At 70.9% G+C, this 12,796-nt stretch carries 12 protein-coding genes; 5 read left to right on the forward strand and 7 right to left on the reverse strand.

Translation table 11 applies throughout. The features are described 5' to 3' along the window. The first annotated feature begins 331 nt into the window (after positions 1 to 331). Positions 332 to 1,549, forward strand: a complete 1,218-nt coding sequence (locus G6O69_RS30095; protein ID WP_172306917.1) for a hypothetical protein — start codon at positions 332 to 334, stop codon at positions 1,547 to 1,549. Between the two features lie 24 nt (positions 1,550 to 1,573). On the opposite strand, the gene G6O69_RS30100 is transcribed toward G6O69_RS30095, so the two are convergent. Beyond that, positions 1,574 to 2,182 (reverse strand): hypothetical protein, encoded by a 609-nt coding sequence (locus G6O69_RS30100; RefSeq protein ID WP_172306918.1) that lies wholly within the window; start codon positions 2,180 to 2,182, stop codon positions 1,574 to 1,576. A 521-nt stretch (positions 2,183 to 2,703) separates the two neighbouring features. On the opposite strand from G6O69_RS30100, the gene G6O69_RS30105 reads away from it, so the two are divergent. Next, positions 2,704 to 4,011 (forward strand): Glu/Leu/Phe/Val dehydrogenase, encoded by a 1,308-nt coding sequence (locus tag G6O69_RS30105; protein WP_172306919.1) that lies wholly within the window; start codon positions 2,704 to 2,706, stop codon positions 4,009 to 4,011. Positions 4,012 to 4,021: 10 nt separating this feature from the next. Here G6O69_RS30105 and G6O69_RS30110 read toward each other — a convergent pair whose 3' ends face one another. From G6O69_RS30110 to G6O69_RS30125, 4 genes are all read right to left on the reverse strand, one after another. Beyond that, positions 4,022 to 4,423, reverse strand: a complete 402-nt coding sequence (locus G6O69_RS30110) for a hemerythrin domain-containing protein (protein ID WP_172306920.1) — start codon at positions 4,421 to 4,423, stop codon at positions 4,022 to 4,024. A gap of 137 nt (positions 4,424 to 4,560) precedes the next feature. Further along, positions 4,561 to 5,373, reverse strand: a complete 813-nt coding sequence (locus G6O69_RS30115) for an ABC-2 family transporter protein (RefSeq protein ID WP_172306921.1) — start codon at positions 5,371 to 5,373, stop codon at positions 4,561 to 4,563. Next, positions 5,366 to 6,163 carry an ABC-2 family transporter protein gene (locus G6O69_RS30120; RefSeq protein ID WP_172306922.1) on the reverse strand — a complete coding sequence of 266 codons (798 nt, stop codon included), beginning with the start codon at positions 6,161 to 6,163 and terminating at the stop codon, positions 5,366 to 5,368. Before G6O69_RS30120 ends, G6O69_RS30115 begins: the two co-directional genes overlap by 8 nt. After that, positions 6,160 to 7,275 (reverse strand): ATP-binding cassette domain-containing protein, encoded by a 1,116-nt coding sequence (locus tag G6O69_RS30125; protein ID WP_172306923.1) that lies wholly within the window; start codon positions 7,273 to 7,275, stop codon positions 6,160 to 6,162. The genes G6O69_RS30120 and G6O69_RS30125 overlap by 4 nt, the downstream gene beginning before the upstream one ends. Positions 7,276 to 7,455: 180 nt before the next feature. On the opposite strand from G6O69_RS30125, the gene G6O69_RS30130 reads away from it, so the two are divergent. Beyond that, the gene (locus G6O69_RS30130; RefSeq protein WP_172306924.1) at positions 7,456 to 7,893 is read left to right on the forward strand and encodes a hypothetical protein; all 438 of its coding nucleotides are present in this window, start codon (positions 7,456 to 7,458) and stop codon (positions 7,891 to 7,893) included. 32 nt (positions 7,894 to 7,925) lie between these two features. Here the strand turns inward: G6O69_RS30130 and G6O69_RS30135 are convergent, their stop codons facing one another. Both G6O69_RS30135 and G6O69_RS30140 read right to left on the reverse strand, forming a co-directional pair. Beyond that, a complete protein-coding gene (locus tag G6O69_RS30135) occupies positions 7,926 to 8,990 on the reverse strand; it encodes a Glu/Leu/Phe/Val dehydrogenase (protein WP_172306925.1) in 1,065 nt (354 codons plus the stop codon). Next, positions 8,990 to 10,834 (reverse strand): amino acid carrier protein, encoded by a 1,845-nt coding sequence (locus G6O69_RS30140; protein WP_346017101.1) that lies wholly within the window; start codon positions 10,832 to 10,834, stop codon positions 8,990 to 8,992. Before G6O69_RS30140 ends, G6O69_RS30135 begins: the two co-directional genes overlap by 1 nt. A 61-nt stretch (positions 10,835 to 10,895) precedes the next feature. On the opposite strand from G6O69_RS30140, the gene G6O69_RS30145 reads away from it, so the two are divergent. Both G6O69_RS30145 and G6O69_RS30150 read left to right on the forward strand, forming a co-directional pair. Then, complete coding sequence (locus G6O69_RS30145) at positions 10,896 to 11,861, forward strand: DUF481 domain-containing protein (RefSeq protein ID WP_172306926.1); 966 nt, start codon at positions 10,896 to 10,898, stop codon at positions 11,859 to 11,861. A gap of 172 nt (positions 11,862 to 12,033) precedes the next feature. Continuing rightward, positions 12,034 to 12,780: a hypothetical protein gene (locus G6O69_RS30150; protein ID WP_172306927.1), complete on the forward strand. Its 747-nt coding sequence runs from the start codon at positions 12,034 to 12,036 to the stop codon at positions 12,778 to 12,780. Positions 12,781 to 12,796: the final 16 nt, after the last annotated feature.

Raw genomic sequence — 12,796 nt, forward strand, 5'->3', positions numbered from 1 at the left:
GCGCTCGCGTGGGAGTCGCCCCGTGTCGGTTTGGGTCGCCGCGGAGCAACCCGGCGGCGGATCCCCGCCGGCCCTCAACGGCCGGCCGCGAACAGCTCGGGTCGGTTTCTATTCCAAGCACCCGAGCACATCAACAGCCAAAAGCGTGTGAGTTGATTCATTGACTTTGGAAGTCTCGGTGCTCGCCCCCACGCATCCGCCGAGGTCCCAAACGCGGCCCCAGGGCGCCCCGCTCGGGTCCGGTCCGCCCTCGTCGCGGCCAGACAGCCGTGCGGAGCCGCATGGATCTTCGCCTCGCGGCCGGGCGAAGGCCGTGCTTAGACTGCACGCCATGCCCTCCTCGCGTCGGCTCTCCCCCGCGGCCCTCCCCGGCGCCCGCGCCCTCGCCCTCCTCGCCTTCGCCCTGGCTCCCCTGGCCTGCGACAACACGCCGCCGGAGTCGGCCCAGGCTGTCCAGACTCCAGCCGAGGCCCCGGCCAAGGAGCCAGCCAACGCGGACGATCCCCAGGCGTCCGCCCAGGACGTCGAGGCAGCGGGTGATCCCGAGGCCGCCCCCGAGGCCGCCCCCGAGGAGATCGATCCCTACGCCCCCCTGAGCCCCGAGCGTCAGGCCCTCTTCCTCGCCGGCCCGGAAGAGGACCACGTCGAGGTCCAAGACCACTACATCAAGACCAACGAGCGCCGCCACGACGTGTGGTTCCCCTACCTCGCCGACAAGGGCGGGGTCTACATCGGCGTGGCCGCCGATCAGAACTACACGCTGATCGCCGCGGCCAAGTCGGAGCTGGTCTTCCTCATCGATCTCGACTGGCGGGTGACCGAGCTCCACCGCGCCTACGAGGTGCTGATCGAGGCCAGCGAGGACGCCCAGACCCTGCACCAGCGCTTCCACGAGGACAACGCCGAGGCCTCCGCCAAGCTGATCGAGGACGCCCTGTCCGGCAAGATCTCCGACGAGCAGCTGCGCGGCACCTTGATGAGCTGGCGCTCCGGGCGGGAGACCGTCTACCGCCACCTGGAGAAGGTCATCGGCCGCGACCAGGACGGGCAGCCGACCAGCTGGCTGTCCAACCCCGAGTTCTACGCGCACATCCGCAAGCTCTACCAAAACGATCGCGTGCGCATGGTCCTCGGCAACCTGACCGGGCCGACGACCATGCAGACCGTGGCCAAGGCCGCCAAGGAGCTCGACCTGCCCGTGGAGGTGCTCTACCTGAGCAACGCCGAGGAGTACTACAGCTACACCTCGCAATACCGCAGCAACATCGCGGCCCTGCCCACGGACGAGCGCTCCGTCGTCTTGCGGACCATCTACAGCAAGAAGTGGGTCCACGCCGACTCGCTGTGGAACTACCAGGTCCAGGCCTTCTCCGACTACAAGACCCGCCTCGCCGAGAGCAGCGCGAGCAGCCGCAACGTGATGCTCCGCCTCGCTGAAAAAGAGGGCGCGCTCGAGCGCAACCCCGAGGGCGTCCAGGGCCTGAGCCGCGTCGGCATGAGCGGCGGCGCCGAAGAAGAGGAAGAGGCAGAAGAAGTCGTCGAGGACTGACCGCGCCCTCCCTGGGCGCTCGCGTCAGCCCTGCTGATCCGAGCGCCCAGCAGAGCTCGCGCGCGCCAGGGCGAACGCCACCTTCGCCCGCTGGCGCTCGCGGAGCAGCTCGGCCAGCCCCCGGGCGTCCGCGTTGCTCGAGCGCGGATCGGCCACCCAGTCGAATTCGGGCAGCGCGCCCCCGCCCTCCTCCGCCTTGGTCACGTAGCCGCCGAGGGCCGTGACCATGCCGGGAAGCCCATCGCGGATCGCCCCGGCCAGCGCCCGCGCCCCCTCGAGCTGGGCAGGCAGAGCGACCGACAGGCCGACCCCGACGAAGCCCTGATCCTCGAGGAGATACTCGAGCAGACGCAGCGGCTCGCGGCCCGTGTCGAGCTCGACGCTGACGCCGTGTTCGGCCAGGAGCATCGCGTAACAGATCGGGCCGATCTCGTGGGCGTTGTCGGGCGCGAGGGCCAGGAGCATGCGCGGGCGAGCGCCGCCCTCGCCTGGCTGGCGCTCGCCACTCCCCCCGCCGCGGGTCTTGGTCTCGGCGATGAGGTTCATGAGCTCGGCGACGACCCGCGAAAATTTTCTCTCGTGGGCGATCGGCACCTGGTTCGCGGCGAGCCTGCGGCTGATCTCGTGGAGCACCGGCTGCGCGACGCCGAGCAGGAGATCGGTGTGGCGAACGCCCAGCGCCCAGCAGCGCCTGTGGTGCGAAGTCTTCGCCGCTCAAGGAGCGCTCGAGCACCCCGCGAAAGAAGTCGACCATCGCCCGCTCGCGCGCGGCGAGGGCGAAGGCGCGAGCGGCCTGGTTGCAGCCCTCACACAGGCCATGGGTGATCAGCAGGTCTTCATAGGGCGGGCGCTCGCCCAAGAAGCGTTGGCAGTAAGAGCACCAGCGGATCACGACGGTATGCACCCCCCTGCGCACCAGGAGTCTGCCCCCGAAGGCGCCTCGTCACGCACGCTTCATCAAGATAGCAGCGCGCGCGCGAGGTGCCCTAGCAGGGCGTGGTCAAACCCTGCCAGGCGGCGAAGACGCTGATCGATGACCTCGCCGCGACGCTGGTGTGCAGCGCCCTGCTCAATCGCCGTTCATGCCTCCGCTCACGCGTGAGCGCGCGGCCACACGCTCCTGCCCATCGCCACTCCTTGCTACCTTGGCGACCGTGAGCGCCCTGCTCGAGTTGGACACCGCCACCTTCGCCAACGAGCTCGCTGCCCACGGCGGCCGAGCCTCCATCCGCTGGGACTTCGACGCCCAGCGCCTCGTCGCCAGCCAGCCCTGGCTCGACGAGCTCGCCACCTTCGTCGGCGCCGACACCCGCGACTTCCACCGCCACGAGGGGCTCTACTTCGGCGTGGGCCCGCAGACCGGCGCGCTCTTCGGCGCCTTCGTGCACGCGACGGTCCGCGGCCAAGCTGCGGGCGGGCTGCGCCACTGGCCCTACCTCAGCGTCGAGTCCTTCGTCCGCGACGGCCTGCGCCTGTCCCTGGGCATGAGCCGCAAGAACGCCCTCGCCGGCCTGTGGTGGGGCGGCGGCAAGGGCATCATCGCCCGCCAGGCCGGCGGCCACTTCCGCGACGAGGACTATCGCCGCGCCGTCTACCGCGAGTACGGGGCCTTCACCTCGTCCCTGCGCGGGGTCTATGTCACGGCCGAGGACGTCGGCACGACCCCGCCCGACATCGCCTCGGTGTTCGAGACCACCCGCTTCACCACCTGCGTGCCCGCGGCCGTCGGCGGCAGCGGGAACCCCTCGCCCGCGACGGCCCTCGGGGTCGTCTGCGCCATGGAGGGCGCCATCGACCACGCCAAGCCCGGCGACACCCTGGCCGGCAAGACCGTGGCCATGCAGGGCGCCGGCAACGTGGCAACCTACATGATGGAGGCCCTGCTCGAGCGTGGGGTCGCGCGGATCATCGCCACCGAGATCGACGGCCAGCGCTGCGCCGAGCTGCGCGGACGCTTCGCCGGCCGCCCCGTGGACATCCGCGAGGTCGCCATCGACGACCTGGCGATCTTCGGCGAGCCCTGCGACGTGTTCGCCCCCAACGCCCTCGGCGGCGTGCTCGGGCCCGAGACCATCGCGATGATCCAGGCGCCGATCGTCTGCGGCGCCGCCAACAACCAGCTGCTCGACGATCGCCGCGACGACGCCGCCCTGGCCGCGCGCGGCATCCTCTACGTGCCCGACTTCGTCGCCAACCGCATGGGCATCGTCAATTGCGCCAACGAGCAGTACGGCAACCTGCCCGACGATCCGGCCATCGCCCGCCACCTCTCCCGCGACTGGGACAACGCCGTGTTCGTGGTCACCAAGCGCATCCTCGAGCGCGCCGCGAGCGAGCGGATCACGAGCTCGAGCGCGGCCAACCTGCTCGCCGACGAGGCCTGCCAGCAGCCCCACCCGATCTGGGGACACCGCGGCCGGGCGATCGCCGAGGCCCTCGCCCGCGAGGGCTGGGGCCAGTAGGCGCCAGCCCTCAAGCCCCCCGCTGGCGCGCCATCAGCCAGGGATGAAAGCGCAAGCTCTCCCTGGCGTCGTGATCGCGGAGCATGACCTCGACGGCCCCCACGCCCTGGAGGTCGAGCTCTCGCCCACGAAAGCTCTCGGTCAACGAGTCGACCGCGCCGCGGATGCGCTCGTGCTCCTCGAGGAGCTGCTGGACCTCCGCGGCGGCGCCCGGAGAGCTGGCCGCGTAGGCTGGAAATTGCGACTCCTCTTCGTAGCTGAGGTGGCCGTCCAGGGCGGCCACGAATTGCTCGATGGCCTGGTGGCACATGGCCCACTCGCCCAGGTGCGCGGCGCGGACCATGATCGCAAAGAGCGTGTCGAGCGTCTCGTGCCCGCGGATCGTCGCGGCAGGGGGCAGACTCGAAGACATGAACGATACAAATACCGATCCCCTCCAAATGTCGAGCAGAAGGTTTTGCGTTGGTGGCCTCGCTCTCGAACGTGGAGCGCGGACTTCGGCACAGTCCTCAGGACCCAGCGCCAGTCTTTGCTGGCCCTCTGGAGCGATCAGCTAGAGGCAGAGGTGTAGCGCTCCAGCCCGCGCCGCCACGCCAGCCGAGCGAGGGCCGCCAGGGCGGCCGCGCTCGCCAACGCGCCGAGCAGCGGCGCGGGGCCGAGGCGACCCAGGAGCGCCTGCGCCGGGAAGCTGGTCATGACCGCGAAGGGGATCACGAAGGTGAACAGCGCCCGTAGCGGGCCACGAAAGACGCTGATCGGCCAGCGCGCCAGCTCGAGGATCGCCTCGAGCAAGAAGCCGAGGTTTTGCAGCTGCATGGCCCGAAAGCTCAGGCTCAAGATCAGCACGCCCAGGGCGTAGAGCGCCGTGAACCCGCAGCTCAGCGCCACGAGGACCGCCCCGAGCTCGGCCGGCCCGGGGCGCAGGCCCAGGTGGATCGTCGCGCCCACGACGAGCCCGGCGCCCGTGAGCACCTCGAGCAGGCTCCACGGCGAGAAGGCCGAGCACAGGCAGGACACCAGGCTGTCGACCGGGCGCAGCAGCAGATAGTCCAAGGTCCCGCGGCGGACGTGGTCCATGGTCGCGACCAGCGAGGGCGAGAGCAGCGCCGCGTAGCAGCCCGAGAGCATCAGGTAAAAGCCCGTCAGCAGGAGCACCTCGCCCCCGGTCCAGCCCGCGATGTCCGGGCGATGCTCGAGGGCGACGAGCAGCGGGACCATGCCCGCCAGGCTCCACAGCACGCCGATCACGGCCTCGCTCCAAAAGCCCACGCGGTACTCGAGCGCGCCGAGCACCGACAGGCGCAGCGAGGCCGCGATCAGCCGCAGGTGGCGGCGCAGGCCGCCGCGTCCGCGCTCAGGCACCGAAGGCTCCGTAGGCGCGCAGCCCCGTCCGCCACAGCCAGGCGGCGAGCAGGCCGAGGGCGAGCAGCCAGGCGGCCTGTAGGCCCAGGCCCCAGCCGACCTCGGCCAGGCTCAGGCGGCCGATGATCAGCTCCGTGGGGAAGCCCAGCGCGGCGTGAAAGGGCAGCGCCCGGGCGACCTCGGCCAGGCCGGCGGGGAACAGGCTCGTGGGGATCACGTAGCCCGCGAGCACGATATAGGCGCCGAGCCACAGGTCGTAGAGGCTGCTGGCCTTGGTGATCCAAAACGCCAGGCAGCCGATCGCCAGCTGGGTGACGAAGTTCAGCGCCCAGGCCAGGATCACCGCCAGCGGGGCGAGCAGCCAGATCCGCGGGTCCTCGGCCAGCTCGACCCCCCCCGTGGCGACCAGGACCAGGATCCCGATGGGCGCGGCGAGCAGCGAGCGCAGGGGCAGCGCCGCGAGGTTGAGCATGGCGTGGTGGACCACCGGGTTGACCGGGCGCAGCAAGAGCACGCTCAGCTCCCCGGTGCGGACCTGGCGATCGAGATCCCAGATCACCCACGAGGCGCTGAGCTGGCGGACCAGGAAGGCCGCGACGAAGTAGCTGTCGAAGCCGCGCTGGTCGTAGCCGCCGATCGGGCCGTCTTCGCTCAGGGCGCGCCAGAGCACCAGGCTGAGCAGCGGGAAGGTCGTCGTCAGCACCCAGACCAGCAGCGAGGCCCGGTAGGCGGTGGCCTCGGCCACGCCCAGACGCCACAGCGCGCCGAGCTTGCGCAGGGCGGCGCTCAAGAGGCCGACCTCCGCGCCCCGCCCTCCTGGTCTTCCCCCTGCTGATCTTCGCCCGCGCCCTCGGTGGCGTGGCGCGCGAAGAGCTCGCGCATGACCTCCTCGAGGGGCGCGTCTCGAACCGCGAGGTCGCGCGCCCCAGGCAGCGCCAGCAGCCGCGCGACCGCCTCCGGGACCCGCGCTGGGGCGACGTCGAGGGCGAGCCGCTCCGCGCCCCGGGGCCGCGCCCCCTCCCCTCCCGCGTCGGCGGCCTCGCCCCACGATCCAGGCGCCTCGACGATCTCACCGAGCTCGCCGAGCTCGCCTCGAGCCGCCGCGTCGAGCTCGCCCTCGAGGAGCACCGCGACCCGACGAAGCGGGCGGATCCGCCGGACCAGCGCGTCGATGCTGCCGTCGAAGCGCAGCCGCCCGCCGTCGATCACGACCACGCGCTCGCACAGCGCCGCGACGTCGGCCATGTAGTGGCTGGTCAGCAGCACCGTCGCCCCGTGGCGGCGGCCGTAGTCACGCACGAACTCGCGGATCGCCGCCTGCATCGCCACGTCCATGCCGATGGTCGGCTCGTCCAAGAACAGCACCTCGGGCCCGTGGAGCAGCGCCGCGACCAGCTCGCACTTCATGCGCTCGCCCAGGGACAAGGTCCGCACGGGCTTGTGGATCAGATCGCCCAGGGCCAGCAGCTCGCGCATCTCGGCCAGGCGGCGCGCGTAGACCGGGCGCTCGACCTCGAAGACCACGCGGTTGAGCTCGAAGGTGTCGACCGCCGGCAGGTCCCAGCTCAGCTGGCGGCGCTGGCCCATGACCAGCGCGACCCGCCGCAAGAACGCGGGCTCGCGCCGCGCCGGCGTGTGGCCGAGGACCTCCGCCCGCCCGCTGCTCGGGTGCAGCAAGCCCGCGAGCATCTTGAGGGTCGTGGTCTTGCCGGCGCCGTTTGGACCCAAGAACCCAACCCGCTCGCCGGCCGCGACCGCCAAGCTGAGCTCGCTGACGGCGTCGACCTCGACCCAGTCTCGGCGAAAGAGCGCGCGCAGGGCCGCCGCGAGCCCGGGATCGCGGCGGTTGACCCGAAAGCGCTTGCCGAGGCGCTCCAGGCGGATGGCCGGGGTCTGGCCCATTCGGGCGGAGCCTATATCAGGATCCTGCGTCGCCCTACACGCCGGCGCGGCCTGCGAGGGCACGCCCACCTGCCCCCAAAAACCATCACGCTCGGCGCTTTGAGAGGCGTTCGCGCGTGCCTCGCCCGGCGCCTCGCGCTCCGCGGTTGACAGCGCCTCGCCCCGACGCAGCTTTCCCAGGTGCCGAAGGACAACGCCCAAGCCCGCAAGCCCTCGCTCCAGCGGACCACGGCCGCGTTGATCCAGCCCGATGGCGCCCTGCGCTGGGCACCGATCATCGCGGCCTTGGCCATCGACCTCGCGGACCTCGCCACCGCCGGCCCCCTCGGGCTCGCCATGGGGATCTTCGTCGGCGGCACCCTGACCACCGTCGTCGCGGCGGCCGGCGGCGCCCGCCTGGGCCGCGCGCTGCTCCTCGGCGTGCTCGGGGCGATCTACTGCGCGCTGCCGCTGACCGAGGCCCTGCCCATGGCCACGCTGCTGACGATGGTCCACGCCTTCGCCCAGCGAAAGGCGGCGCGCGAGCAGGCCCGAGAAGAAGATGGCGCGGCCGACTCGAGCCAGGACTCGGCGCCCCTGGGCGTACGCGTGGTCCAGGCAGGCCCCGCCCAGCGCTGAGGAGCACCCGCACCACCAAACTCGCGGGCTGATCAGCCCGCGACGGCCGCCCAGGCCCGCGCGAGGGCGACCTGCCGCGGCGGCCGGTTTTCTGCCCGCGCGGCCTCGAGGATCGCCGCGCAGCGCTCGGCCGTCGCCTCGATCTTCTCGACCACCCGCGCCCGCGCCCCCTCGCCCTCACCGAGCACCGTCTCGACCCCCTCGATCACCGCGCCCGCGCTGACGACGAAGTCCGGAGCCCAGGCGATCCCTCGCTCGTGCAGCGTCTGCTCGGCGCGCGCGCCCGTGGCCGCGTCGAGCTGGTTGTTGGCCGAGCCGCAGACGGCCCGCCACGGCGCGGCGGCGCAGGTCTGTGCGTCGAGCACCCCACCGAGGGCGCAGGGCATGAACACCTCGCAGGGCTCGCGCAGCGCGGCCGCGCCGTCCTCGAGCAGGCGCACGCCCACGGCCGCGGCGCGCTCGCGGGCGTGGAGATCGGGATCCCAGCCGGCGACCTCGCCACCCGCGGCGACGAGGGCGGCCGCGAGCGCCCCGCCCACAGCCCCCAGGCCCTGGATCACATAGCGCCGTCCGCCCAGGGTCTCGTCGCCAAAGACCACCTGCGAGAGCCCGCGCAGGCCCGCGAGCACCCCCGCGGCCGTCGAGCGCCCGGCGTCGTTTTGGGCCGGGTTGACGTGGCTGGTGGCCCGCCGCAGCGCGTCGAGCTCCGCGCTCCCCGTGCCCACGTCGGGGCCGCAGACGTAGCGCCCGCCGAGCTCCTCGATCGCCCGCCCCAGGGCCTCGTAGGCGCGCGGACGATCGAGGCCCTCGTGGTCGAGGATCACCGTCTTGCCGCCGCCGGCGTCGAGCTCGGCCAGGGCACACTTGAGGCTCATGGCCTCGGCCAGCATCCGCGCGTCGTCGAGGGCCGCGTCCTCGCTCGCGTAGCGCCGCCGGCGGATCCCGCCAAAGGCGGGGCCGCGGGCCAGCGAGTGCAGCACGATCACCGCCCGCAGCCCGCAGCTCGGCTCCTGAACCGCGACGATCCGCGCCCAGCCAGCCCCAGAGACGTCGCCGGCCCCGCCGGCCCCACCGGAAATGTCGACGAAGAGCGCCATCAGCTCTCGCCCGGCTCGTAGCGCGGCATCTCGTCGCGCCTCAGCTTGCCCATGTACTCGTCGAGCTGGCCCTTGACCTTCCCGCTGAGCAGCACGAGGCCGAGGATGTTGGGGAAGCCCATGGACAGGATCATCAGGTCGCCGAAGCTCAAGATGTTGCCGGCGGTGATCACCGAGCCGAGGAACACGAAGACCACATAGATGATCTTGTAGGCCGTCGAGGCCCGGTCACCGAAGAGGTACACGAAGCAGCGCTCGCCGTAGTAGGACCACGAGATCATCGTGGAGTAGGCGAAGAGCACCACGGCGATGGTCAGCACCCAGGGGAACCAGCTGATCTCGCCGCCCATGGCCCGAGCCGTGAGCGCGGCGCCCTCTTGGGCCGCGATCACGTCGTAGTTGGCGGGGTCCTCGAAGGCGCCGGTGATCACGATGACGAGGCCCGTCATGGTGCAGACCACGACGGTGTCGATGAAGGGCTCGAGCAAGGCGACGATGCCCTCGCGCACGGGATACTCGGTCTTGGCCGCCGAGTGAGCGATCGAGGCCGAGCCCACGCCGGCCTCGTTGGAGAACACCGCCCGGCGGATGCCCATGACCATCACCCCCACGAAGCCGCCGAAACCGGCCTTGGGGGTGAAGGCCTCGGCGAAGATCCGCCCGAAGGCCGCGGGGATCGCCCCCACGTTCATCAACAAGATCAGCAGGCAGGCGAACACGTAGACGCCGCACATCAGCGGGACGATCTTCTCGGCCGTGGCCGCGATCCGCTGGATCCCGCCGAGGATCACCACGCCCACGAGCACCGCCATGACCAGGCCGTAGAGCCAGGGCATGTCGTCGAACACGGGGAACTGCGTGCGCAAGATGCCGAGGGACTGGCTGACCTGGAAGGTGTTGCCGCCGCCCAGGGATCCGCCGATGCACATGACCGCGAAGACCACGGCCAGGACCTTGCCCAGGGGCCGCCAGCCGCGCTCGGCCAGGCCCTCGTCGAGGTAGGTCATCGGCCCGCCGAGCACGCGGCCGTCGGGGCGCTTCTTGCGGTAGATCTGCGCCAGCGTGCACTCGACGAACTTCGAGGACATGCCCAGGAAGCCGGCGAGGATCATCCACAGCACGGCGCCCGGCCCACCCAGGGACACGGCCAGGGCCACGCCCGCGATGTTGCCGAGGCCGACCGTGGCCGAGAGCGCCGAGGCCAGGGCCTGGAAGTGGGAGACCTCGCCCTCGTCGTCGGGGTTGTCGTAAACCCCGCGGACCACGTCGATGGCGTGGCGAAACGCGCGGAGGTTGATGAAGCCCATGCGCACGGTGAAGTAGATCGCGCCTAGCAGCAGCCACAGCGCGACGATCGGCACCCCGCTGTTGACGCCGACGAGCTCGCTCTTGGTCGCGCCCTCGACCCGCTCGATCGTGAAGCGCTGGGTCCCCACGGGTATCGTCGGTACCACCTCTTTGCCCAGCTTCGCCTGTAGGGCCTCGGCCTCCTCCGCGGACAGCGCGTCGGCCGGGAGCCTCAGCGTGAAGCTGGCGGTCTCGACGTCGATCCCCGCGCCCTCGAGCTTGGCCAACAGCGGCTCGACCTCGCCGAGTTCGTCGATCACACCGGGCGCCTCGGCGACCTCCGTGTCCTCGAAGAGCGGGAAGAACAAGAAAGTGTCGAGGGCGCTGACGACCACGCCAAAGCCGGCGTCGACGGCCTCCTCGAAGCCGCCGGAGTCATCCTCTCCCCCCTCGGCCCAGGCCGGACTCGCGCCCAGGATGGCGGCGAGGAAGGCGACGAGCACGGTGCAGGCCCGCAGCCAGGAGGAGCGGTTCATCGGGGGCGGTCGCGCGATCACGGCGGCACTTTACCAGAGCCAGCGCGGGCCAGCGGGCCCACGGCCGTGCTATCAACCCCGCGTGCTCCCCCCGGCGCGCCGGCTCGCCCTCGGGCTTCACCTCCCCCTGTCCCTCGCCCTCGCCCCGCGCCTGAGGGTGTCCTCGATCCGGCGAGTGTCCGCGTTGCTGGCCGTCATCGTCGCTTTGGGCGTGTTTTGGGCCGCCCCGAGGCACGCACGAGCGACGGGCCTCAACGTCGAACGTCTGCGCCTGAACCCCGATGACGACGGCCTCCACGGCGGCCTGAGCCTGGGCGTCGACTTTCAGGCCGGCAACGTCAACCTCTTCGATCTCAACACCAGCGCCTCCGTGGCCTGGCGCCGCGACGCACACCTGCTGTTCCTGATCGGCAACTCGAAGTTCGCCACGCGGACCAAGGCGATCGACGGCGGCACCCTCGACGGTCTGTTCGAAGATCAGGCGCGCTACATCAACCGCGCCAACCTCCACCTGCGCTATAACTACGACTTCCTCGACTGGCTGACCGCCGAGGCCTTCAGCCAGGTCGAGCGCGACGAGTTCCTGCTCGTCGCCAGCCGGGTCCTGACCGGGGCCGGGCCGCGCTTCGTCCCGCTGCGCCGCGACAACCTCTCCCTGGCCGTGGGCACGGCGTGGATGCTCGAATATGAGGCCCTCGACCCCCAACGCGTGGTCTCCCCCCTCCCCGCCCAGACCCTCGTCCACCGCTGGAGCTCCTACCTCACCTTGATGGTGGTCCACGACGAGCGCGTCAGCTTTCGCTCCACCACCTACGTCCAGCCGCGCTTCGATCGCCTCGCGGATCTGCGCTTGATGTCCGAGGGCGAGCTATCCGTGGAGCTCTTCGACCCCGTGTCGATCCAGATCCTCGCCAAGCTGCGCTGGGACACGCAGCCCTCCACCTACTGCAGCGGCGACGTCGCCCTCGACGGCTGCGCCAGCGCTGATCGCGTCCAGCTGCGCGAGCTCGACGTGACCATCGAAAACAACATCAGCGTGCGCTTTTGAGTCGGCGAGGTCCGCGAAGCCCGCAGGGGTCCCCACGTGACAGCCCTTCGCGGACAGCAAAACCAGTATGGTGCCTCCTTACCACCCGATTGGTCGTTGTCCCACGATGTTTGGCCTGATAGGTTTTCGACCATCGCCGATGCTTCGCCTGCACCGACGCCCAATCTTTGCGATGTCCATGATGTTGGCGGCGGTCTCGATGTCGACGGGCTGCCGGCTGGCCGAGCTCTTCGACGGCACCTCCGTCGCCACCGTCAAGGTCTTTGCTACCCGCGCTGGTACACCCAGTGACGACCTTCAATTCCCCGACCACGGCGACGCCGGCTCCAACCGCGTGTTCGTCAACGACATGGGCTGGCAGGTCTCCCTCGACGAGGCCTACGTGACCACCGCCGAGGTCGACCTCGTGCGCTGCGCGAGCGAGGCCACGCCGCTCGAGATGTTCTGGGGCCCCTGCGCCGAGGACTTCGTCATCACCGACGATCGCACCACCTTGGCGCTCGGGGCCGTCACCGTCGACGACGGCGACTTCTGCCGCCTCGACGTGACCTTCGCGCCCTACATGATCGTCCCGGAGTCCGAGCAGCACGTCAAACCCAGCAACCCGGCCGTCGAGGGCAACACCGTCTACATCGTCGGCGTCGCCCGCATGGGTGAGGGCGACGATCTCGTCGAGGTCCCCTTCGAGGTCATCACCGCCGCCTCCGTGACCGCGGAGCTCGACCTGTCCGAGATCGACGACAACCGGCCGCTGCACCTCGAGGACGAGCTCTACCCCCGCGATCTGACGGTCCTCAAGACCTACGACACCTTCTTCGAGGGCGTCGACTTCGCCACGGCGAGCCCCGCCGAGATCGAGGCCGCGGTGCTCTCCGCCCTCGAGCTCGACACCCGCGTCTACAACGGCGCCCGCGTCTGAACGCAGGCTATCGGAA

It is taken from the genome of Pseudenhygromyxa sp. WMMC2535 (assembly GCF_011083025.2).